The 22,949-nt window shown below is 63.4% G+C and carries 18 protein-coding genes; 11 read left to right on the forward strand and 7 right to left on the reverse strand.

The genetic code is table 11. From position 1 onward, the window contains the following. Positions 1 to 13: 13 nt before the first annotated feature. From hydA to WS68_RS12250, 5 genes are all read right to left on the reverse strand, one after another. On the reverse strand, positions 14 to 1,465 hold the full coding sequence (gene hydA / locus WS68_RS12230; RefSeq protein ID WP_059571064.1) for a dihydropyrimidinase: 1,452 nt from the start codon (positions 1,463 to 1,465) through the stop codon (positions 14 to 16). Positions 1,466 to 1,532: 67 nt separating this feature from the next. Further along, positions 1,533 to 3,026 (reverse strand): NCS1 family nucleobase:cation symporter-1, encoded by a 1,494-nt coding sequence (locus WS68_RS12235; protein ID WP_059571065.1) that lies wholly within the window; start codon positions 3,024 to 3,026, stop codon positions 1,533 to 1,535. Positions 3,027 to 3,085: 59 nt separating this feature from the next. Further along, complete coding sequence (gene preA, locus WS68_RS12240; RefSeq protein ID WP_059571240.1) at positions 3,086 to 4,348, reverse strand: NAD-dependent dihydropyrimidine dehydrogenase subunit PreA; 1,263 nt, start codon at positions 4,346 to 4,348, stop codon at positions 3,086 to 3,088. A 58-nt stretch (positions 4,349 to 4,406) separates the two neighbouring features. Continuing rightward, positions 4,407 to 5,765 (reverse strand): NAD(P)-dependent oxidoreductase, encoded by a 1,359-nt coding sequence (locus tag WS68_RS12245; protein ID WP_059571066.1) that lies wholly within the window; start codon positions 5,763 to 5,765, stop codon positions 4,407 to 4,409. Between the two features lie 117 nt (positions 5,766 to 5,882). Next, positions 5,883 to 7,148 carry a Zn-dependent hydrolase gene (locus WS68_RS12250; RefSeq protein ID WP_059571067.1) on the reverse strand — a complete coding sequence of 422 codons (1,266 nt, stop codon included), beginning with the start codon at positions 7,146 to 7,148 and terminating at the stop codon, positions 5,883 to 5,885. Positions 7,149 to 7,699: 551 nt separating this feature from the next. Between WS68_RS12250 and WS68_RS27630 the strand changes: the two genes are divergently transcribed. From WS68_RS27630 to WS68_RS12280, 5 genes are all read left to right on the forward strand, one after another. Further along, positions 7,700 to 8,746 carry a hypothetical protein gene (locus tag WS68_RS27630; RefSeq protein WP_156429483.1) on the forward strand — a complete coding sequence of 349 codons (1,047 nt, stop codon included), beginning with the start codon at positions 7,700 to 7,702 and terminating at the stop codon, positions 8,744 to 8,746. A 451-nt stretch (positions 8,747 to 9,197) separates the two neighbouring features. Next, positions 9,198 to 9,944 (forward strand): TetR/AcrR family transcriptional regulator, encoded by a 747-nt coding sequence (locus WS68_RS12265; protein WP_059571070.1) that lies wholly within the window; start codon positions 9,198 to 9,200, stop codon positions 9,942 to 9,944. A gap of 393 nt (positions 9,945 to 10,337) precedes the next feature. Next, positions 10,338 to 11,105, forward strand: a complete 768-nt coding sequence (locus tag WS68_RS12270; protein ID WP_059571071.1) for an ABC transporter substrate-binding protein — start codon at positions 10,338 to 10,340, stop codon at positions 11,103 to 11,105. A 633-nt stretch (positions 11,106 to 11,738) separates the two neighbouring features. Then, entirely contained in the window at positions 11,739 to 12,662 is a 924-nt protein-coding gene (locus tag WS68_RS12275) for a lysine exporter LysO family protein (protein WP_082709989.1), read from the forward strand. A 273-nt stretch (positions 12,663 to 12,935) separates the two neighbouring features. Continuing rightward, positions 12,936 to 14,051, forward strand: coding sequence for a succinylglutamate desuccinylase/aspartoacylase family protein (locus WS68_RS12280; protein ID WP_059571072.1), 1,116 nt, complete (start codon positions 12,936 to 12,938; stop codon positions 14,049 to 14,051). 57 nt (positions 14,052 to 14,108) lie between these two features. Here WS68_RS12280 and WS68_RS12285 read toward each other — a convergent pair whose 3' ends face one another. After that, the gene (locus tag WS68_RS12285; protein WP_059571073.1) at positions 14,109 to 14,909 is read right to left on the reverse strand and encodes a MetQ/NlpA family ABC transporter substrate-binding protein; all 801 of its coding nucleotides are present in this window, start codon (positions 14,907 to 14,909) and stop codon (positions 14,109 to 14,111) included. Positions 14,910 to 15,216: 307 nt separating this feature from the next. Here WS68_RS12285 and WS68_RS12290 point away from each other — a divergent pair, with 307 nt between their 5' ends. The 4 genes from WS68_RS12290 to aac(6') all read left to right on the forward strand — a co-directional run bounded on the left by WS68_RS12290 (position 15,217) and on the right by aac(6') (position 17,887). Continuing rightward, positions 15,217 to 16,371, forward strand: coding sequence for a porin (locus WS68_RS12290; RefSeq protein WP_059571074.1), 1,155 nt, complete (start codon positions 15,217 to 15,219; stop codon positions 16,369 to 16,371). A gap of 196 nt (positions 16,372 to 16,567) precedes the next feature. Continuing rightward, positions 16,568 to 16,828, forward strand: coding sequence for a DUF2866 domain-containing protein (locus tag WS68_RS12295; protein WP_059512766.1), 261 nt, complete (start codon positions 16,568 to 16,570; stop codon positions 16,826 to 16,828). A 205-nt stretch (positions 16,829 to 17,033) separates the two neighbouring features. Beyond that, the gene (locus WS68_RS12300) at positions 17,034 to 17,420 is read left to right on the forward strand and encodes a DUF6232 family protein (RefSeq protein WP_059571075.1); all 387 of its coding nucleotides are present in this window, start codon (positions 17,034 to 17,036) and stop codon (positions 17,418 to 17,420) included. Beyond that, a complete protein-coding gene (gene aac(6'), locus WS68_RS12305) occupies positions 17,420 to 17,887 on the forward strand; it encodes an aminoglycoside 6'-N-acetyltransferase (protein ID WP_059571076.1) in 468 nt (155 codons plus the stop codon). The genes WS68_RS12300 and aac(6') overlap by 1 nt, the downstream gene beginning before the upstream one ends. Positions 17,888 to 18,240: 353 nt before the next feature. Here aac(6') and WS68_RS12310 read toward each other — a convergent pair whose 3' ends face one another. Continuing rightward, positions 18,241 to 19,266: an alpha/beta hydrolase family protein gene (locus WS68_RS12310; RefSeq protein ID WP_059571242.1), complete on the reverse strand. Its 1,026-nt coding sequence runs from the start codon at positions 19,264 to 19,266 to the stop codon at positions 18,241 to 18,243. A 159-nt stretch (positions 19,267 to 19,425) separates the two neighbouring features. Here WS68_RS12310 and WS68_RS12315 point away from each other — a divergent pair, with 159 nt between their 5' ends. After that, positions 19,426 to 20,346, forward strand: coding sequence for a LysR substrate-binding domain-containing protein (locus WS68_RS12315; protein WP_059571077.1), 921 nt, complete (start codon positions 19,426 to 19,428; stop codon positions 20,344 to 20,346). 470 nt (positions 20,347 to 20,816) lie between these two features. Next, a complete protein-coding gene (locus WS68_RS12320; protein WP_082710015.1) occupies positions 20,817 to 21,983 on the forward strand; it encodes an MFS transporter in 1,167 nt (388 codons plus the stop codon). The last annotated feature ends 966 nt before the right edge of the window (positions 21,984 to 22,949 follow it).

Below are 22,949 nucleotides of genomic sequence, written 5' to 3' on the forward strand. Positions count from 1 at the left end.
ATTCATCGCATCGCTATTGATCGACCGGCTGCGGCTCGCGCAGTCGGTTTTGCACGCGCTGCGCATCGAAATAATGCGCATTGGCTGGCCGCTTCAAATAACGTCCCGCTCCACGCTGCGCGCGCAAATCGCCATCCGTCCACACAAGCTCGCCCTGCGACAACGTATGGGTCGCCACCCCGCGCACGGTCATTCCTTCGAATACATTGAAGTCGACGTTCTGATGATGCGTTTTCGACGAGATCGTGCGCGCCGCATTCGGATCCCAGACAACGAGATCGGCGTCCGCCCCCACGGCAACCGCACCCTTGCGCGGGTACAGATTGAAAATTTGCGCGGCGTTCGTCGACGTCACACGAACGAACTCATTCGGCGTCAGGCGCCCTGTATTGACACCCTGATCCCACAGAATCGACATTCTGTCCTCCACGCCGCCGCAACCGTTCGGAATCCTGCTGAAATCGTCCCGGCCCATCGCCTTTTGCGACGCGCAGAACACGCAATGGTCTGTTGCCGTGGTTTGCAAATTGCCCGCCTGCAAGCCGCGCCATAACGCGTCGCGATGTTCTTGCGTGCGAAACGGCGGGCTCATCACATGCGCCGCCGCGCGCATCCAGTCGGAATCGCGATACACGGACTCATCGACCACGAGATGCCCGGCGAGCACTTCGCCGAACACACGCAGACCGTCGGCACGCGCGCGGGTGATCGCATCGAGTGCGTCCTTGGCCGACACGTGAACGATATAAACCGGCACGCCCAGCACCTGCGCGATCCGGATGGCGCGATGCGTGGCCTCGCCTTCAACAGCAGGCGGCCGTGACAGCGGGTGCGCTTGTGGCCCGGTGATTCCGCGAGCAAGCAGTTGTTTCTGCAACCGGAACACCAGTTCGCCGTTCTCCGCATGAACAGTCGGCAATGCGCCTAGCTCGAACGCGCGCGAGAAGCTGTTCACGAGGATCTCGTCATCGGCCATGATCGCGTTCTTGTACGCCATGAAGTGCTTGAAGCTCGACACGCCGTGCTCGTGCACGAGCACGCCCATATCCCGATGCACGCTGTCGTCCCACCACGTCACCGCAACGTGAAAAGCGTAATCGGCGGCGGCTTTCTCCGCCCAGCCGCGCCATTTTTTGAACGCATCGATGAGCGGCTCTTTCGGATTGGGGATCACGAAATCGATGATCGTCGTCGTGCCGCCGGCCAGCCCGGCCGCAGTGCCTGTGTAGAAATCGTCGCTCGCGGTCGTGCCCATGAACGGCAACTCCATATGCGTATGCGGATCGATGCCGCCCGGCATCACCAACTGGCCGCCCGCGTCAACCACGCTCGCCCCCGCCGGCACGTCGAGGTCGGGGCCGATCTGGCGGATCACGCCGCCCTCGGCCGCGGATGCACACAGCACATCCGCGCGATAACTGCGGTCCGCATCGACGACGGTGCCGCCCCGGATCAATATCGTCATGATGTTTGTCTCCTTGTCCTGTGCATTGCAGAATACCGCCCGCGCGTCGCGAGAACGGCAGCCCCGTTCATGCGAGCACCGGCCTCGCGCGGCGCGCCAGCGTCATCCACACGCCGTACACGCACGTGGCAACCACGAGCCCGACGAACCACGCATACGTATAAAGCAGCTTGAACCACGGCGCGACGCCGGCATACGCCGCCGGAAATGCCTCGTGCAAAAAGCCCGGCAGGTTAGGCAGCACGCCGAGCACGAGCGCCGCGAGTGCCGCGATATTCCAGCCGCCAGCGTAGGCATAGTCGCCATGCTCGTCGAACAGTTGCGCGGTGTCGATCCGCGTGCGCCGGATCCAGAAATAATCGACCATCATGATTCCCGCGACCGGTCCGAGCAGCGCCGAATAGCCGATCAACCAAGTGAAGATGTAGCCATCCGTGGTTGCGAGAATCTTCCACGGCATCATCAGAATCGCAAGCGCGGCGGTAATGAGGCCGCCTGTCCGGTACGAAATCGCGCGCGGCCACAGGCTCGAAAAATCATAAGCAGGGCCGACGAGATTCGCGGCGAGATTGCAGCACATCGTATCGAGCGTCAGGATCACGAGCGCGATGCCGACGCCCACGCCTTCCATCCGGCTCGCAAGATCGATCGGATCCCAAACCGCTTTGCCGTAAATCACGACGCTCGCCGACGTGACGACCACCGAGATCACCGATAGCAGCGCCATCGGCACCGGCAAGCCGATCGCCTGGCCGACCATCTGATCGCGCTGGCTGCGCGAGAAACGGGTGAAATCCGGAATATTGAGCGCGAGCGTCGCCCAGAAACCAACCATCGCGGTCAAGCCGGGCCAAAAGGTCGCCCAGAACTGGCCCGCCTTCTTGCCGCCCGCGGCAAATTGCGACGGTTGCGACAGCATGGTGCCGACGCCACCCGCCTTCGCACACGCCCACCAGACGAGCGCCACGCACATCACGAGCTTGACCGGCGCAGACCAGCTTTCGAGCCACCGGATCGACTCCGTGCCATGCACGACAAAGTAGAGCTGCAACGCCCAGAAGCCGAGAAAGCACGCCAGTTGGCCTGCCGAGATGCCGGCAAGCGGCAACGCATCACCGTGCAGCACGTTGCCGGTCAGGATATTGAGCAGCGTGTAGATTGCACTGCCGCCGAGCCAGGTCTGAATGCCGTACCAGCCGCATGCGACAACCGCGCGCAGCAGCGCGGGCAGCTTGGCGCCCTGCGTGCCGAACGAAGCGCGCACGAGCACCGCATACGGAATCCCGTACTTCGCGCCTGCGTGGCCGATCAGCACCATCGGCACAAGCACGATCAGGTTGCCTAACAATACCGTCAACACCGCCTGCGCGGGTGACATCCCCTGATCGGTCAGCCCAGCCGCAAGCATGTACGACGCAATGTTCATCACCATCCCGACCCATAGCGCCGCAAAATGCTGCCAGCGCCACGTGCGCTGCGCGGCGCTCGTCGGCGCGAGGTCGTCGTTGATGAGCGCGCCGGCCGGCATCCGCGCGTCGCCGGGAACCGCAGGATGACTCATTGCACCGCTCTCCTTGTCGGATCGGCAGCCGGCAGGCCGGCTGCCGCAAAATGGGGCATCTACGCGGCACGCGCCGGATTGTTCGGATGCGTGGTCCAGTTCGCGTAGGTGCCCGAATCGACGCGCTCCATCGTGATGCAGCCGTCGGCCGGACACACATGCAAGCACAAATTGCACCCGACGCAGTTCTCGTCGATGACTTCGAAATGGCGGCGGCCGTCTTTCGTCGCGGTAATCGCCTGATGCGACGTGTCCTCGCACGCGATATGGCACAGCCCGCACTGAATGCAGCGATCCTGATCGATGCGCGCCTTCACGTCGTAGCGCAGGTTCAGGTACTGCCAGTCGGTCACGTTCGGCACCGCACGGCCGCGAAAATCGTCGAGCGTCGCGTAGCCCTTCGCGTCCATCCAATTCGACAGCCCGTCGATCATATCGTCGACGATCCGGAATCCGTAATGCATCGCTGCGGTGCAGACTTGAACCGACCCGGCGCCAAGCGCGATGAATTCCGCCGCGTCGCGCCAGTTCGAGATGCCGCCGATTCCGGAAATCGGCAGGTTCGGCGTGCTGGGATCGCGTGCGATCTCGGCGACCATGTTCAACGCAATCGGTTTTACCGCCGGCCCGCAATAGCCGCCGTGCGAGCCCTTGCCATCGACGCTCGGCTGCGGTGCCATCAAATCGAGATCGACTGCGACGATCGAATTGATGGTGTTGATCAGCGATACGCCGTCGGCGCCGCCCGCATGCGCCGCTCGCGAGCCAAGCCGGATATCGGCGATGTTCGGCGTGAGCTTCACGAGGCACGGCAGGCGGCTGCCCTCCTTGACCCAGCCCGTGACCATCTGAACGTACTCGGGCACCTGACCGACCGCCGCACCCATTCCACGCTCGCTCATTCCGTGAGGACATCCGAAATTCAGCTCGACGGCATCCGCGCCCGTATCCTCAACCATCGGCAGAATCGATTTCCAGTCGTGCTCGTTGCATGGCACCATCAACGAGACGATCAACGCACGGTCCGGCCAATCGCGCTTGATTTGCGCGATTTCCTTCAGATTCACGTCAAGCGGCCGGTCGGTGATCAGTTCGATGTTGTTCAGACCCGCAAGCCGCTGGCCGTTGTAATGAACCGCGCCGTATCGCGAGCTGACGTTGACGACATGCGGATCGAGCCCGAGCGTTTTCCACACGACGCCGCCCCAGCCGGCTTCGAATGCGCGATTCACGTTGTATGCCTTGTCGGTCGGCGGCGCCGACGCGAGCCAGAACGGGTTCGGCGAACGGATGCCGGCAAGCGTGCAACGAAGATCGGCCATCGTCATCTCCTTCTTGTTTCGGAAAATCGTCGGGTGCGCTACCGGAGCGCAGGCAGAATCAACCGCGCAGAAAACGATCGATTGCCCGCGCGGCGCGCTTGCCGTCCTCGACGGCCTGCACGGTCAGGTCTTCGCCCGCATGGTTCGTGCAATCGCCCCCCGCCCAGACGCCTGGCAGCGATGTCGCGCCCTGCGCGTCCACGGCAATCCGGCCGCCGTCGAGCGCGAGTGGCGCCGCCAGGCCGCCGGGCTCGAAGCGCTGGCCGATCGCCTTCAGCACGACGTCCGCGTCGATCCGGAACGTGTCGCCAGTCGGCTCAACGCCACCAGCCGGAGTCGCGCGCATCGCGTCGAATTCGACCCCGCTCACACGGCCGCCGTCGCCCACGATGCGGGCCGGCCTCGCCCATTCGATCAGTGTCACGCCATTACGCTGCGCGAACTCGCGCTCCGCGCCGGTCGCGCTCATCTGCATCGTGCCGCGGCGATACGCGATCGTCACTTGCAGCGCGCCGAGCTTGCGGCTCTGCACGGCAGCATCGACCGCCGTATTGCCGCCGCCGATCACGACGACGCGCCGGCCGACCGACACTTGCGACAGATCGTCCGCTTGCCGCAACCGCGCGATGAAATCGACCGCATCGATTACGCCGTCGAGCGCTTCGCCTTCTATGCGCAGCGCGTTCACGCCGGCGAGTCCGACACCAACGAATACCGCGCCGAATTCGGCGCGCAGCGCATCGAGCGTCAGCTCGCGCCCGAGCGTCTGATTCGCGCGCCATTCGATCCCGCCGATCGACATCAGCCATGCGGCCTCGCGTTGCGCGAACCCGTCGACCGTTTTGTAGGCGGCGATTCCGTATTCGTTGAGCCCGCCCGGCTTGCCGTGCGTATCGAAGATCACGACGTCATGACCCGCGCGCGCGAGGCCGTGCGCGCACGCAAACCCGGCCGGCCCCGCGCCGATCACCGCGACACGCTTGCCACTCGGAGCGGCGCGCTCGAACAGCGGCTTCTCGCCGGCCGCCTCGCGCGCGAGTTGCCAGTCCGTCGCATACCGTTGCAGCGCACCGATCTCAACCGGTTCGCCATCCTGATGATGCCGAACACACGCCCCTTCGCACAGAATCTCCGTGGGGCAAACGCGCGCGCACATCCCGCCGAGCGGATTCGCGGACAAGATGTCACGCGCCGCGCCCCGTAGGTTGCCGTTACCGATTTTGCGAATGAAGCCGGGAATGTCGATCCCGGTCGGGCACGCGGCAACGCAAGGCGCGTCATAGCAATAGTGGCAGCGATCCGCGGCGACCCGTGCAGCACCTGTATCCAGCGGCGGCGCGACGTCCGCAAAATTGCATGCGAGCTGCGCGGCCGGCAAGCGGCCCGCGGCGACATCGCCTATTTCCTTCCAGGACATGGGGACTCCTGTTTATGGTGAGGTGAAACGCCGGGCGCACGACGGCCCGGCATCCGCCGCCGATGCGGCGGATGCCGCCGGACATCCGTTTCTTTTCGACAAAAACGCGGCGCGCGATCAGCCAGGCTCGGATGCGCGCTCGAGCATCGCGTGCAGCAGCACGTTCGCACCCGCGGCAATCCATTCGGGCGTGGCGTCTTCGATTTCGTTATGACTGATCCCGCCGATGCACGGCACGAACACCATCGACGTTGGCGCGACCTGCGCGAGATAACACGCGTCATGCCCGGCGCCCGACACGATGTCGCGATGCGTATAGCCGAAACGTTCCGCCGCCGCGCGCACCGAGCGCACGCAGCCGGCATCGAAAGCGACGGGTGCGTAATAGAAGATCTGATCGACCTGCGCATCGAGCTTGCCGTCGGCCGCAATCCGCGCAATGCCGTCGCGCAACTGCGCATCCATTTGCGCGAGCACATCGTCTTGCGGATGACGGAAATCGACCGTGAAAAACACGCGCCCCGGAATCACGTTCCGCGAATTAGGATGTACCTGCATCATCCCGACCGTCGCGCACGCAAGCGGCGCATGATGTAAGCCGATCTCATTAACGAGCTGCACGACGCGCGACGCGCCGAGCAGCGCATCGCGGCGACGCGGCATCGGCGTCGGGCCGGCATGCGCCTCCTGGCCGCTCAGCACGACTTCATACCAGCGCTGCCCTTGTGCGTCCGTGACGACACCGATCGTCTTGTCCTCCGCCTCCAGAATCGGCCCTTGCTCGATATGCAGCTCGAAAGCCGCGTGGATTGGCCTGCCGCCGCACGGCAGATCGCCCGCATAACCGATGCGCGCCAATTCCTCGCCGATCGTCTTACCGTCGACATCCTGACGCGACAAGCCATATTCAAGCGAAAACACGCCGGCAAACACGCCCGAGGCCACCATCGCGGGCGCGAAACGCGAGCCTTCCTCATTGGTCCAGATGACGGTTTCGATCGGCCGCTCGGTCTCGATACCCAAATCATTCAGAGTCCGAATCACTTCCAGGCCGCCGAGCACGCCGTAAATGCCGTCGAAGCGGCCGCCCGTCGGCTGGGAATCGGCATGCGAGCCGGTCATGACAGGCGGCAACGCATCGTTGCGGCCCTTACGGCGCATGAACACGTTGCCCATGCGATCGATGCTCACCGAGCAGCCGGCTTCCTTCGCCCAGCCGACGATCAGATCACGGCCCGCTCGATCGAGATCGGTCAGCGCGAGCCGGCAAACGCCCCCTTTTTCCGTCGCACCGATTTTCGCGAGTGCCATCAGGCTGTTCCACAAACGCTCGCCGTCGACTTTCACCGAGGCCGATAGCGCGACTTCTGTCGTTGCAGTCATGGGTGACTCTCCATCTGGTTCGAGATTGCGCGCTCGATGCGCCGCAGCGGCAAGCATGGCCGGCGAGCGGGATCTATCGTGGGGGGCGTTTCTCAATCTTGTCCGTATGGTCAGGTTATAACCGACCATATCGCCAATTTCAAACGTGTCAAAAACATGAGGCGGATGGGCGCTAGCGAAATCGCGCTCTCGATACCGCCTCGAACACATCCGACAAAACGGCTCAACGCCGGTCAGCCCGTTGCGGCGCGTCCACTTCGAGCGTGTGCCCTGCGAAGTCAGGACGATCGCGATTCGCGATGTCACCGCGCTTCGGCTGATCGACAGCCCTATCACGGCCTCACGGCTCATGCCAACACCCCCCCGAGAATTCAGAGGCAGTTCGTTATACAGAACGTCGTTAAGCTCTATCCGCCAAATGTCCCCTATTGGCTTACGCGCTCTGCACCGGCGTTTGACCGGAGGCAAAGAGAGTTTCCGATGGTTGCCTCGCTCACGGCTGTTGCGTTGCGGACATGCAAATTTTCGTCACGCCTTGAGGAAAACTCGCTATGCACTTAAATACAAAACTTTCGGCTTTTGCCATCCTGGCAGGATTCGTCAGCACGTCAGTGCTTGCCGCACCGCTCGCAGAAAGCGTCGAGCCAGCGAGAGCAGTTCATTCCGTCGAAACACAAGCGCGCGGGCAATGGTTCAAACAGATCACGCACACAGCATCGTCTGGTTTCGGATGCTTTCGCGCGTCTTATCCGAATCTTGCGTGGGAAAAAGTAACCTGCGGACAGGGGCCGTCCTTTAAGTCCACGCTGCCTTCGCCGCTGCAAACCACGTTGAACGCCTCGGGCGCGTCACCCATGGCGGTGGACAACACGAATGGATATGCGCTGGTATCGAGCACTCCGATCAGTTCGGTAATCGGCACCTTTCCGTCCGTCACCGGAGTGACGTCGATCACGGACCCCAGCCACCCAAGCGTGGCCAATCAGTATTCGATTCAACTGCTTACGAATACGGCCGTCACATCGGCCTGCAATAATGGCGCGACCAACTGCCGGGCCTTCCAGCGGTTTGTCTATTCGACGACGCTTCCCAATTCGGCGCCAGCCGCCGCCTTTCTTTACGGCGAATCCTGGCTGATGAACTATGGAAATTTCGGACCCTGTCCCAGTAATTGGTCGGACGACGGCAAAGGGAATTGTTATATACGAGACATCTTTTACGATGCGCCGGCGGTTCCCGCCACTGGGCTTGGAAGCGCGCAAACGAATGTCATCGCCTCGTCCAGCAACGGCTTTTCGTTTTACTTTCTCTACGGCGGCTACGCTTACTTAATCACATCGCCCGATCGATTGAATATCATCCCGTTCTGGAAACAGGTGGCATTCAACGTTTTTGGCCGGGCTGACGGAAACGCATCCGGTATCGCGCAGTTCAATCCGGGGTCGTCCGTGAAGTTGCAATTGACCAAGAATAGCAGCACCACCAATCCCACTTGCGTGCGGCAATCGATCGGGCCGTTCAGCATCGCAGGCAACAACCTGAACCTGGGTAGCTGCACAACGGCCGCCAACCAGATTCAATTCTCCGAATCGAACTGAAGGCTCAATCAAGTCGGCGAATTCGAGCTTCGGCAGCGTGCATCGGGGCAGGCAACGGCTCCGATGCACGCTGCCAAAGCCGCGCCGCCCATGCAAGCCGTGCTCTGCCTGCCGCGCCGCAACGGCTCGGGCCGCCCGCTTCGGTGTTGCTGTGAAATACGATTCCGCCGCAGCCTCCGCCGGTGAAAAATGCTGTCAACCATGCTGAGGCGGCTCGACCGTCACGCCTGCGGGCAAATGCGGCAAACCTCACGCCGCCCCTACCCACCGCGCCGGACTCAACGGGCCGATGCGGCCCGTGCCACTTGTGCCGCAAACGCACATCCCATCGTTGCGTCCGTGGAGCCACGTCTGGATGCTCGTGCAATCGGAAGCCGGGCAGCCACGTCTACAATAGCCGCGAAGCGCCCGCACCCGCGGGTGCGCCCGTGCCTTATTCATCGATCGATCCATGCGAGACCCCGATCCGCCGACGCCCGCCGCTTCGCCCGCCGACGAGCCGCAGCGGCCTCGCCGCCATGCGCGGCGTGAGCATACCGCCGCGCCGCCCGTCGAGCGCCGCCGCAAAGCCGGCATTCGTGCATCGAACGAAGCCCAGATCGTCGCCTGTGCGGAAGCCGTATTCGCCGAGCGCGGCTTCGAAGGCGCGAGCACTGCGCTGATTGCCGAGCGAGCCGGCCTGCCGAAAGCGAATCTGCACTATTACTTCCCGACCAAGCTTGCACTGTACCGCCACGTGCTCGACGACATCTTCGAGGAATGGCACGCAGCCGCTTCGACGTTCGACGTCGGCGGCGACCCGGTCGACGCGCTCGGCGGCTATGTGCGCGCGAAGATGGCGCTGTCGCGCCGAAGGCCGCTCGGCTCGAAGGTTTGGGCCAACGAAATCATCAGCGGCGCGCCGCACATGCAGGACATCTTGCGCGAACGCGTAAAGCCGTGGCTCGAAACGCGCGTCGCACTGATCGAGCGCTGGATCGCGCTCGGGCTCGTCGCGCCCGTCGAACCCCGGACGCTGCTATTCATGATCTGGGCAACGACCCAGCATTACGCCGACTTCGATGCGCAGATCGAGGCGCTTGCCGGCAAACGCGCACTGTCGGCCAAGGCATTCGGCAGCACGACTGACGAAGTCGTGCATCTGATTCTGCGCGCATGCGGCGCGCGCAGGCCCGGCGCGGCGTCGGTGCACGAGTAGCCGCAGCGGCACTACAAGCGTGGGCACGGCCGGCAACGGTGCGTGGCACTTCGCAGAGCGCCTGGATTGTGCGATGCGGAAATCCGTTCGCATCGCGCGCCGGGTTCGGCCGAACGGCATCTCGATGCGCGGCGCGAAGCCGCGGCGTGTCCTTTCGTCATCCCATCGTCAGCTTTCATCTACGTCGCGAACCCAATAGACACTGCGTGCGCGGCCCGATCGCCATTCGGGCATTTACTAAGCATCCGTCGACAATTTTGTCTTGATATTCTTGACGCACCCTCCGTCCGGCACGGACGCAGGCACCGCCCGGCCGGCAACCGTGCCGGGCCAACGCGAAATGGCGGCGCAATCGCACGCAATCATCGAACTACGTATAACGAGGTACCAACAGTGAAAAAAATCTTGGCGGCTTTGACCGTGACCCTGCTGGCGGTATCGGCGGGCAGCGCCTACGCGAAGGACTGGTCGACGATTCGCTTCGGCGTCGATCCAAGCTACCAGCCTTTCGAGTCGAAAGGGCCGGACGGCAAGGTGGTCGGGTTCGATATCGATCTCGGCAACGAAATCTGCAAGCGCCTGAATGCGAAGTGCGTATGGATCGAAAACGACTTCGACGGCCTGATTCCGGCGCTGAAGGCACGCAAGTTCGATGGCGTGCTGTCGTCACTGACCATCACGCCGCAGCGTGAAGAGCAAATCGCGTTCTCCGCCAAGCTGTTCGATACGCCGACGCGCCTCGTCGCCAAGAAGGGCTCGAACCTGCAGCCGACCGCGGAATCGATGAAGGGCAAATCCGTCGGCGTCGAGCAAGGCACTATTCAGGAAACTTACGCGAAGACCAATTGGGCGCCGAATGGCGCGAAGGTCGTGCCTTATCAGAATCAGGACCAGGTTTATGCGGACCTGCAAACGGGGCGCCTGGACGCCGCCTTGCAAGACGAAGTGCAAGCCGACATCGGCTTTTTGAAGACGCCGCGCGGCGCAGGCTTCGAATTCGCGGGCAAAGAAATTCCGACGGGCTCCGCTGCAATCGGTCTGCGAAAGGAAGACACCGATCTGAAAGCGAAGATCGACGGCGCGATTGCGGCAATGGTCAAGGATGGCACGTACAAGAAGATCTCGAAGAAGTATTTCGACTTTGACGTCTACGGCAAATAAGCGCTAGCGGCATGGGCGGCGCGTCCGCGATGCCGGACGCGCGCGGCCAGGCGTTCGGGATTGCTTGGGTTCTCGCCGCATGCGCCCGGCCAACTGCAACAAAGGGATACCGGGCTTCCCAACAAACCCTGAAAATCCGGATTTCATCGGCCACGCCGCATTGAGCTTCGCGCCGGACCGACAAACGCGATGGCGGCGAAAATCCATTCGCGCTTATCCGGGCCAAAATGGCTTCACCCGGGATTCACTGTCGGTTTCATCCGAAACATGAAATCGAAATACGCTCAGCCCGGAGTTCTCGATACTCGAACCGGGCGCATTCGCGCTGGCTGGCGTTTGCCGTTTGCGGTGCGATGAAAACGGCATCGTTATCATTCTATTCATTGTTCCAATTCGGCGACCGTCGGCATCGACCATATCGAGCGGCCAGCGATTCGCAATCAATATTGGAAAACGTCGATAAAAACAACATCCCCGCCCATTCACGTTGAGCGGTTTGATCGAAAGCCTCGCGCTTGTCAATCCGGCGGTTTGCCATTATGTCGGCTCGCCGCGCAGAACCAAGGACAATAAAACCCTGGCCGACGCTGTATCATCCCAATCGATTTTCCCCAACCCCGCAAGGCTTATTGAATGCAGACGCTCGGCGCGGCAATTCTTCCGATACTCATTGCGCTTCTGGCGGGATACGTCAGCGGACGAATCATCGGTCAAACGGTCCGAACCGTCCTGGTGCGCCTCATCACGCCACTCGTTTGGCTGCTGCTGCTGTCGATCGGGCATGAATTCGGCCATGTGCTCAGCCAAGCCTCCGAGGTGGGCTATGTCGTCGTGCTGGCGCTCATGTTCGCCGCGTTGACGACCTTCATCCCGTGGCTCTTGATCGTGCTGGTCCATCGCCCCGATACGATGCGCGACGGTTCCGCGGGCCAGCGGCCCGGACCGGTCCGGGCGATTCTGAAACCGCTGAAGGAATGCGCGATCGCACTCGTGATGGTGGCGATCGGCGTGATGATCAGCGCCATGACGATGCCCGCGTGGCTGCTCATGCTTCCGCTACCGACGACCAACCAACTGCTCTACGCATTGATCTGGCTGGTAGGCGTCGATTTGATCGCAATCGACGTCACCCGTCAGGTGCTATCGCTGCGCACGCTCGCCGTGCCGATTCTCGTGGTACTGGGATCGTGGGCCGGCGGCGCGATCGCCTCAACGCTCGGCGGCATGCCGTTCGGGGTGGCTCTGGCGCTGTCGAGCGGCTTCGGATGGTTCACGCTGTCCGGCGTGCTGGTGGCGAAATACCTGGGCAGCACCTATGGCACGGTTGCGTTGCTCACCGATCTGTTCAGAGAACTGTTCGCCATCGTGTTGCTGTATAGCGCCGGAGCGCGCTTCGCTCATCCGTGCATCGGCGCGAGCGGCGCAACGGCCCTGGACTCGACGCTCCCGATCATCAAGCAGACGTGCAGGCCGATCGAGGTTCCGGTCGCGCTCGTCAGCGGCCTCATCCTGACCCTGATCGCGCCATTCCTCATTACGCTCTTTCTGATGAAATAAGGGCGGGCTGGGCGGTGCCACGACCGGCAACAGTAACGCATAGTGCCGCCAAATCGGCGGCATGTCGCGGCCCGGTGCGCGAAGCGCGCGCCGCCGCTCGGTGCGCGCCACCGGCAGCGCCGAACCGACACTCGCACGCGCCCCCGCATTGCCGACCAACGCCTGCGCCCCCCGAAACCGCGCCGCACGTTTGATGCATTCACGGCAGCCAACGTACAATCGTCATCTCACTGACATCGAACTCGCGCCGCGGCTGCGCCGCGCATTCCGATCATGCAAACGCAGACCCATCCGTTGATTTCGCCCGCCATCGGCACGGCTCGCCAGATCACCAGCTTCCACTACGGCCCGCGCAGCGGGAAGAAGGTCTATATCCAGGCGTCGTTGCACGCGGACGAGTTGCCCGGCATGCTCGTCGCGACCCTGCTGCGCCGCAAGCTCGAGAAGCTCGAAGCCGCGGGCAAATTGCATGACGAAATCGTCGTCGTGCCGGTCGCGAATCCGATCGGCCTCTCGCAGCATGTGTTCGGCGATCATCTCGGCCGCTTCGAACTCGGCTCGATGCAGAACTTCAACCGCAATTTCCACGATCTGGCGGCGCTCGCGATCCCGCGCGTCGAAGGCCGCCTGACGCGCGATGCGGCAGAGAACCTCGCCGCCGTGCGCAGCGCGATCCGTGAAGCGCTCGATGCGCAGAAGCCGCGCACCGAGCTTGAATCGCAACGGCTCACGCTGCAACGGCTATCATACGACGCCGACATCGTGCTCGACCTGCATTGCGATTCCGATGCGGTCATGCACCTGTATACGAACCCGGATCTGTGGGAAGAAGTCGAGCCGCTTGCGCGCTATCTGGGCGCGAAGGCATCGCTGCTCGCACTGAACTCGGTGGGCAATCCGTTCGACGAAATCCACAGCTTCTGCTGGTCGGAGCTGCGCAGCCGCTTCGGCGAGCGCTATCCGATTCCGAACGGTTCGATCTCGGTGACGGTCGAGCTGCGCAGCGAGCGCGACGTGTCGTATGCGCTCGCCGAGCACGATGCGCAGGCGCTCGTCGAATATCTGACGCTGCGCGGCGCCATCGAAGGCACGCCCGCGCCGCAGCCGCAGCTCGAATTCGCGGCAACGCCGCTTGCAGGCACCGAACCGCTCGTCGCGCCAGTCTCGGGCATCATCGTGTTCCACACACCGGTAGGCGTGTGGATCGACGCGGGCCAGGCGGTCGCCGATATCGTCGATCCGCTGACCGAGCGCGTCATTACGTTGAAGAGCAGCGTATCCGGCGTGCTGTACGCGCGCCAGATCGCGCGTTTCGCGACAGCCGGCATGGAAATCGCGCGGATCGCCGGGGCGACGCCGTTCCGGACCGGTTCGCTGTTATCGGCTTGAGCGGGCGGGGCTGCACGGCGGCGCTTGCCGAAAAGATGCACGCGCCGCCCATGCCCGTCAAAACGCCGGAACGATCGCGCCGTTGAACTTCGTTTCGATGAACTTGCGCACTTCGTCCGATTCATACGCGGCGACGAGCTTCTTCACCCAAGGCTTGTCCTTGTCCTGCGCGCGCACGGCGATCAGGTTCGCGTATGGCCCCTTCAGATCCTCGATTGCTATCGCATCCTTCACCGGTGTCAGCCTGGCCTTCACCGCGTAGTCGGTGTTGATCGATGCCGCGTCCAGATCCGGCAGCGCGCGCGGCAGTTGCGCGGCATCAAGCTCGATGAGCTTGAGCTTTTTCGGATTCTCCGCGACATCGAGCGGCGTCGCGTTCGCGCCGGTCCCCGCCTTCAGCTTGATCAGCCCGTACTTCTGCAACAGCCTCAGCGCGCGATTGCCGTTCGACGGATCGTTCTGAATCCCGACCTTCGCACCGGCCGGCAGATCCTTCAGCGATTTGTATTTCTTCGAGTAAAAGGCCATCGGCATCACATAGGTCAACCCGACGCCGACGATCTTATAGCCGCGCTTGGCGATCTCGCTGTCGAGAAACGGCTGATGCTGAAAACCGTTTGCGTCGAGATCGCCTGCGGCGAGTGCCGCATTCGGTTGCACGTAATCGTTGAATTCGATCACTTTGAGCGCGAGCCCGTCGCGCGCGGCGACTTTTGTCACCACCGACCAGATGTCCGCGTCCGGGCCGCTCATCGTGCCGACCTTCAGCGCCGTGTCATCCGCATATGCGAACGTTGCCGCCAACGCCATCGCCGCGCCGCCCGCCAGCCGGCGGAAGATCGAAGTCAATCTCTGCATGGTGTTCCCTTCCGATCCTGATTGATTGTCCGTTTAAAGCGCGCATCGTCGCATGCCGCATCGGAGTGGCCAACCAAGCGATTTTCATACAGATATTCCGGCACGCGGGCGTGCCGCACGATTCACGGCAGCGCCGCACCGCCGCGCGCATGCTGGCGGACCAGTGTGGCGCGGGCGCGACATCCAAACATTGTGACAGCCGTTGTCATATTCATTAAGTGCGCCATCGATACAGTTCGCTTCCGTTCCTTCCAGGTGCCTTAAAGAGCGTCGCGGAACCCACCTTTTCTATTCGTCGGAGATTTCCTTGAACAAGAAACTATTGACCACCGCTATCCTCGCAGCAACGGCGGGCGCGGCGCATGCGCAAAGCAGCGTCACCCTGTACGGCATCATCGATGCCGGTATCAGCTATGTGAATCACAGCAAGAACGCGAGCGGCGGCTCGAGCAAGCTCTTCAAGTACGACGACGGCGTCGCTCAAGGCAGCCGCTGGGGCCTGCGCGGCACCGAAGATCTGGGCGGCGGTCTGCGCGCGATCTTCGTGCTCGAAAACGGCTTCAACAGCGGCAACGGCACGATCGGCCAGGGCGGCGCGATCTTCGGCCGTCAAGCTTACGTGGGTCTGTCGCAACAAGCCTACGGCACGCTGACGTTCGGCCGCCAATACTCGTTCTCGACCGACATCCTCGGCTCGAACTACTCGACGGGCGGCAACACGGTCGCGGGCAACTACGCGTTCCACGTCAACGATATCGACCAGCTTACGGCGAGCCGCATCAACAACGCGGTGAAGTTCCAGAGCGCGAACTACGCCGGCTTCACGTTCGGCGCATTGTACGGCTTCTCGAACTCGACGAACTTCGCCGGCGCGCCGGCGACGACGACGGGCACGACAACCACGCCCGGCTCGTCGCGCGCGTACAGCTTCGGCCTGAACTATGCGAACGGTCCGATCGGCATCGGCGCGGCATACACCGACATCCGCTATCCGAGCCAAGCCACGCCGGCATTCTCGACGACGATCGCGAACATCGGCCTCGGCACGGTGCGCGATCTGCGCAGCTACGGCGTGGGCGCACGCTATATCTGGGGTCCGGCGTCGCTCTGGGCGCTGTGGACGCGCACGCAATTCGACGCGGTGGGCGCGGCCGGCGCGGCATACAACGCCTACGAAGGCGGCGTGAAGTATGCGTTCACGCCGGCGCTGTCGGCTGCGGTTGGTTACACGTATTCGAACCTGACCCGCGCGGGCCAGTCGTATCACTGGAACCAGGTCAACACCGCGCTCGACTACGCGCTGAGCAAACGCACGGACGTGTACGGCCTCGTCGTCTACCAGCAGGGCTCGGGCAATGGCGTGCAGGCGCAGATCGGCTCGTCGACGAGCTACTTCAACACGTCCGGCACGGGTTCGAAGAACCAGATCGCCGCGCGCGTCGGTATCCGTCACAAGTTCTGAGCCAGCGCTCGGCAGTTCGCGGCAAAACGCCCCGCACTTCGTGCGGGGCGTTTTTTTGCGCCTTTTAAGTTTCGCTTAATTCTGAATTGAGAGGATACTCACACCCCCCCTGTTGGCCGCCTGAGCATCGGCGGCATTTTTTTATCCGGATCGAGGCGGCACGCGCCGTCCATGCAGGACAGGATCGGAGGAAACGATGATTGAGGATACCGTTTTCAGCGGTCTGCATACGTTGCTCACGCACGAACATGCATTCCCGGTGCAGAGCTGCCGCGTTTCGGTCACCATGCAGCGGCCATGGGGACGCCCCTATCGGCTTGTCGAATGGACAATGCATCTGGACGCGCCCGCGCGCCGCCGGATCGTGCCGGCCGAGAGCACCGAAGCCGAAATCGCCGAGGCCGTCGCGTCTCACGTGCCGGGGCGGCTGTACGAAGGCGGCACCGCGCTATATTGACGCGCATTGCGGTGCGCACCGGCGCGGCCGCTGCATGACGCTGTCTCGATAGCGGCCCTGACGATCATCGTCCCGGCCGGCTGGCTGGCCTGGTCACCGTTTTTTCCGCTCGCGGCCTTCCATTGCCGCGTGCTGCGGCATCGGGTCTCGCTATCCCCGCAGGTAAATCTGTTACCCTGCGCGTTTTCCGTTTTGCAATACCTCGATGGAAAACGCCTTCAACGAACGCGGCGTGACGATCACGCGCAACGGCCTGTCCGCCGGCGGACAACTCTTCGCGTTGCGCGAGATTCGTGATGTCGAAGTCCTGACTATCCGAAAAAATAAGATCGTGCCGTGGTCGATCTCGCTGATCGGGCTCGCCGCTGCGGTCTACGGCGGCCTGAGCGGCACGAGCGCGCTGCTCGTCGCGGGCGTGATGCTCATCGTCGTCGGTTATCTGGCTTGGATCACGCAGGATGTCACTCATCGGCTCATCGTCGTCATGCCAGACGGCAAGCACGAAGCGCTGACGAGCGTCGAGCGCGATTTCGTCGAGCGGGCCGCGCGTGCGGTGCGCGCAGCGCAAACCGCAAACGCTGCCGCGTCTTGATGCAGCCCGACGTGGCCTTCGCCGTGCGCATTGCCAGCGCGGCCGACGCGCCCGCATGGCGCCGACTGCGGCACGCACTGTGGCCGCACGCGTCCAACGCCGAGCATGCGCGCGACATTGCCGCGCAGCTCGACGCGCCGCACCGCTACGCTTGCTTCGTCGCCGTCGCGCCGGCTGAGCAGCCGCTCGGCTTTGCCGAGATCGCGGTGCGCAATGACGCGGTAAACGGCTGCCATACCTCTCCCGTGCTATTCCTCGAAGGCGTATACGTCGATCCAAGCTTACGCCGTCGCGGCATCGCCCGTTCGCTGATCGCAGCTGCGGCGGCGTGGGGCGCAACGCGCGGGTGCAGTGAATTCGCGTCGGATGCACCGATCGACAACGCCGCATCGTATGCGCTGCATCGCGCGCTCGGCTTCGACGAAACCGAGCGTGTCGTATTTTTCCGCCGGACGTTGCCGCGCTGACCAGCCAGCATCCATGCGCTCAACCGGGGCGCGCCGTTCAAACTCGCGATGCTACGTAGAAAGCCAAGCACGCCAATGCGCGCCGGCAACACGGTGAGCCACAGTTTCATCGATATCAACGGCTGACGGCGAAGCCGCGCCGTCCAGCCGCTTGACTGGCTTGACTGGCGCGAAGAACGCGGCGGCGCGGCGGCCATCTTACCCGCCATCGCAGTTCCACCCGCCTTTGCATCGCGGGCACCCGTGCAGCAATCGCCCCGCCGTCAACAAACGCCGTACTGACGTGCAACGCCTCGCCGCCCGCGTCAACGGCCTTGCGGTTCGTCCGTTCGCGCCGTCGCAACCGACCCGATTCACGCGGCATCGGCGCAATCGCGCCACGCATCGCGCTGCGACACGATCCTGCCGGGCGTAACCGGCGCCATCCGGCCATTCTTCAGCCAATCGAGCGAAATCGGCCACAGGCTCGTCTCGAAGCGGCTGTGAAAGAACGCAAAATGCCCGATGCGATCCACACCGATCGCATCGGGAGAAATCCGCAGATGCACGACGCGGCTGCGCGTGAAATACCGGAGCAGCCGCTCGATCGCCGAAACCGTGCCGAATTCGTCGTCGGTGACGCTCGTCGCAAGCACCGGTGCGCGCAGCGCCGCAAAGCGGCGCACCAACGCACGGCGCTGCACGTCATCGCGCAAAATCGGCGCGCGGCGATAGGTATCCTCGAAATTCGGCCGGCTACGGCTCCACGACAGCGCAACGCCCTTCGGCGTATCCTCCATCCAGCCGAAGCGCTTGGCCGGAACATAGCCGCAGAGCGCCGCAAACACCGGCATCAGCAAATGCCATTTCCACAGCATCGAAAGCTTGTGCCGTGCCGCGTAGTCACGCCAGTACGCATACTGCGCGCCCATCATGAATACGCGGCGAATCCGCGCGTTCGACGGCGCGAGTCCGACCACGAAGCCGCCGATGCTGTGCGCGGCCACATCGACCGGCTGCCCCGCAAACGCATCGAGCACATGGCTCAGCACCGCTTCGAAATCGAGTTCGCCCCAATCGAGCCAAGTCGCGTCGAGATGCGCAAGCCGCTCGGGCCGCGATTCGCCGATGCCGCGATAGTCGTAGACGATCGCATCGTAACCGTGCCGATGCAGATACGCGGCGAAGCGAAAGTAGTAGCGGCAGCGCACCGACGTCGCCGCGTTGACGATCACCACCGGCCTCGGCTCGCCGCCGACGGGCACCGCGCGGTGGCGCCAAACGAAACCCTTGATCGAATAGCCGTCGGCCGCCGTCACGGTGATCGGCTCCGGCTCGGCTACGCCCGTGTCATTATCGCCTGTCCCGCTCGCTGCGCCGATTTCGCCCGTCCCGGTCATTTCGCTCATCCCATCATCCCCGACATGCACACCCGTCATGCGTACCGCTGCCGGCACGCCGCATCGCTATTCGTGCGGATTGCACCGCAATGCCTATTGCACTTGACCTTCGCGATTCGCTCAATCAATCTTCCCGCATCTCTCGCATGAGGAGTGCGCATGACAGTCCCTCTGGTCAAGCTCCCGTCGCTCGATCTGGTCCGAGGCTTTGTGGCGGTCGGCCGGCGCATGAGCATCACCGTCGCCGCGCAGGATCTGTGCGTCACACAGTCCGCCGTCAGCCGGCAGGTCAACGCGCTCGAAACAGCTCTCGGCGTGCGCCTGCTCAACCGCGGCTACCGGTCCATCTCGCTCACCGCCGACGGCGAGCGGCTGTTTCGCGCGGCAGACGGCGCGATCCAGCAATTGCAGGAAGTCGTCGACACGCTCACGCATCCGACGACGCGCCAGCCGGTGACGATCACCGCAAGCATCGGCGTCGCCGCGTTGTGGCTGCTGCCGAGGCTCGGCAACCTGCAGCGCCGTCATCCCGATATCGATCTGCGCGTCGCTGCAACCGACAAGATACTCGACGCGCGCGCCGAGGGCATCGATCTAGCCATCCGCTATTCCCCGGCGAGCAGCGCGCCGCCCGCGTCGATCCGCTTGTTCGACGAATCGATCATGCCCGTCGCCCACCCGTCGCTCGGGGTCCGCACGCTCGACGCCGCCGCGCTCGCACGCCACGTGCTGCTCGAATTCGACGGTCCGCGCCGGCCGCTGCTGCGATGGTCCGATCATCTGAGCGCGCTCGGCCTCGACGATGCGCCCACACGCGGCATCCTACGCTTCAACCAGTACGACCAGGTGATCCAGGCAGCGCTCGCGGGCAGCGGAATCGCGCTCGGGCGGCGTGCGCTCGTCGAGCCGCTGCTTGCGGACGGCCGGCTCGTTGCGATTGGCGAGCCCGGCGCTGGCCGCGCATCCGGGCACGCGTATTGGCTTCATCAGACCGAAGCGGCGGCGCGCGATGATGTGCGCGCGGTGGTCGCATGGATCATGGACGAAGCCTCCGCGATGACAGATGCCGATCCGGCTTGACGATGGCGCTGACGCCGCCGGAAGACGCGACATGTTTCGCCGCGCCGCCGCAGCGCGCAATGCACGCTGAAATCAAACCGCACATAACACGCGAAGCCGGCGTCGCACCGGTCAATACCGCCAACCCACTATGAGACCCGATGCAGCGGCGCTCTCCTCGCCGTCGCCCTGCTCGCATGCGTGCCACGCATGCGAATTCAGCCTAAGAGTCACTTGAGCAGCCGCACCTGCCAGCGCTTTAATGGCCAAACGACGGCTGCCGAACGCGCACCCCATCGAAGTCGAATCCACACGGCACGCGCAGAGCTTCCAGCCGCGCGACGACAGTCGCTGGTTTGTCAACCAGCCGGCGACCATTTAGCGACGGCCCAAGCTTGGCCGAATCGAACACATGACGGAGACATACGGTGATCAAACCCGCAGACGCGTGGCAACGCCGCTGGCTACTCGTAGTGGCAGGCGGACTTCTGATGGGCGCGGCGCTCGGCGTGCGCAACGTGCAGGGGCTGTTCCTGCTGCCCGTCACCATTGAGCGCGGCTGGCCACGCGAGACATTCGGCTTCGCGCTGGCGCTGCAAAACCTGCTGTGGGGCGTCGCGCAACCGTTCACCGGCATGATCGCGGACCGCTTCGGTTCGGCCCGCGTGATCACCACGAGCGCGATGCTCTATGCATTCGGCCTCATCGTGATGGCGCACGCGGCGTCGGCCGGTGTCTATACGCTGGGAACCGGTGTGCTGATTGGGATCGCGCTATCCGGCACCGCGTTCGGCGCGGTGTACGGCGCGCTGTCGCGGCTGTTCCCACCCGAGCAGCGCGCTTGGGCGCTCGGCGTCGCCGGAACGATCGGCGGCCTCGGCCAGTTCTGCATGGTGCCGCTTACGCAGCAGATGATCGCCGGGCTCGGCTGGGTGCCGGCGATCGTCGTGCTCGCCGCCGTGATGTTCGCTACCGCTCCGCTCGCCGCTTGGCTGCGCGAACGCCGTGCCGAGTCCGGCGCGCCAAGCGATGACGGACAGACGATGCGCGCGGCGATTCGCGAAGCGCTATCCCACCGTGGCTTCTGGCTGCTGAATCTCGGTTTTCTTGCCTGTGGATTCCAGCTTGCATTCATCACCGCGCACCTGCCCGCGTATCTGCTCGACAAGGGCATGAGCGTGCGCCAGGCGGGCATCGCGCTTGCGAGCATCGCGCTTGCCAATACAATCGGCACGTTCCTGTGCGGTTATGCGGGCGGCTTTCTGCGTCGCAAGTATCTGCTGTCGGGCATCTACCTCGTGCGCGCGGCCGCGATGCTCCTGTTCGTGACGCTGCCGCTCACGCCCGCGAGCCTCTATGCATTCTCGTTCGTGATGGGACTCGTCTGGCTCGGCACGGCGCCGCTGACGAACGGATTGGTGTCGCAGGTGTTCGGCGTGCGCTACATCACGACGCTGTTCGGCTTCGTATTCTTCGGCCATCAGCTCGGCAGCTTTTTCGGCGTATGGCTCGGCGGCGCCGTGTTCGACGCGACCCGCTCATACGATCTGCTGTGGTATGGCTCGGCCGCGCTCGGCGTGATCGCCGCCGTGCTGCATCTGCCAATCGACGATCAGCAAGTCACGCGGCTTGCCACGCCGAGCGCCACGCTGACATGATGCGTGCGAGGCGTTCTTGTCGAAAAGCGGCTTGGCCGCATAGCGGATGCGGCAAGTGCATCCGCTACGCCCTGCAAATGTGCCGCCTCCAGTGCATACAATGCTGGCAGTTGCGATGACGCCCACCAAGCTCACCAGTCGAATAGCGTTCGTAGTCCTCGCCATTCTCGCGACGAGCAGCCTTGCGGTGCTCGTTTCATGGTCTTTCACGGGGTATCTAACGTCATCGGTACTGACGTCGCTGCTGTCCGGCTTTTCCTTCTGCGAATAGCAGCGCATCGCAACTGCCGCCGCACACGCCGACGATCAATCACCTCACGCGTGCTCGACGTCGACGCGCGCATCGCCGCATTTGCCTAGGGCGAAGAGGCCGCACAGGATTGGCTGCTCGGTCATGAGGAGGCGCGCCGGCGCTGACGCTTGCACGGATAGGTCGTTGCGTTGCCCGCTTGCATCGGCGCGATAGCCGAAAGCGGCGAATTTAGCAGTAGTAACCTACACCGTCTTCCCTCAATCCTGATTCCGATCCCCATTGCGTCACGTTCTTCCAATACGGCTTTGCCGTCACGGACATGACAGGCCACTGCTTGGCAAGACGTAAGCGACAAAGACGGTGCGAGTCACGATGCGTGAACACGCGCATTCGGTACGGGTTGGCGCATCAACTGGTATCCGATGCGCAGCGCCCCATAGGCGTGACAGCAGCCCGCACTCTTCGCAACGTAAGACGTGGCGCTACCGGGCAGCGCGTTCAGTTATAATGCAGCACCAACTTCTTTGGAAAACTAACTGTACACTGCACGATAAAACGTGCATTGGCTCGTTGTGAGTCCTTGTTCGACGGATCGCCCGGCAAAGCTAACGATCGCGGCATCCTCTGGCGCCCCCAATCCCGATCGGACCGGTATTGCAGCCCCTCGCGCCTGACCCACCCCCTCGCCTGTACGACGCGCATCGCCCCGGCAA

It is taken from the genome of Burkholderia sp. TSV86 (assembly GCF_001522865.1).
GTDB lineage: Bacteria > Pseudomonadota > Gammaproteobacteria > Burkholderiales > Burkholderiaceae > Burkholderia.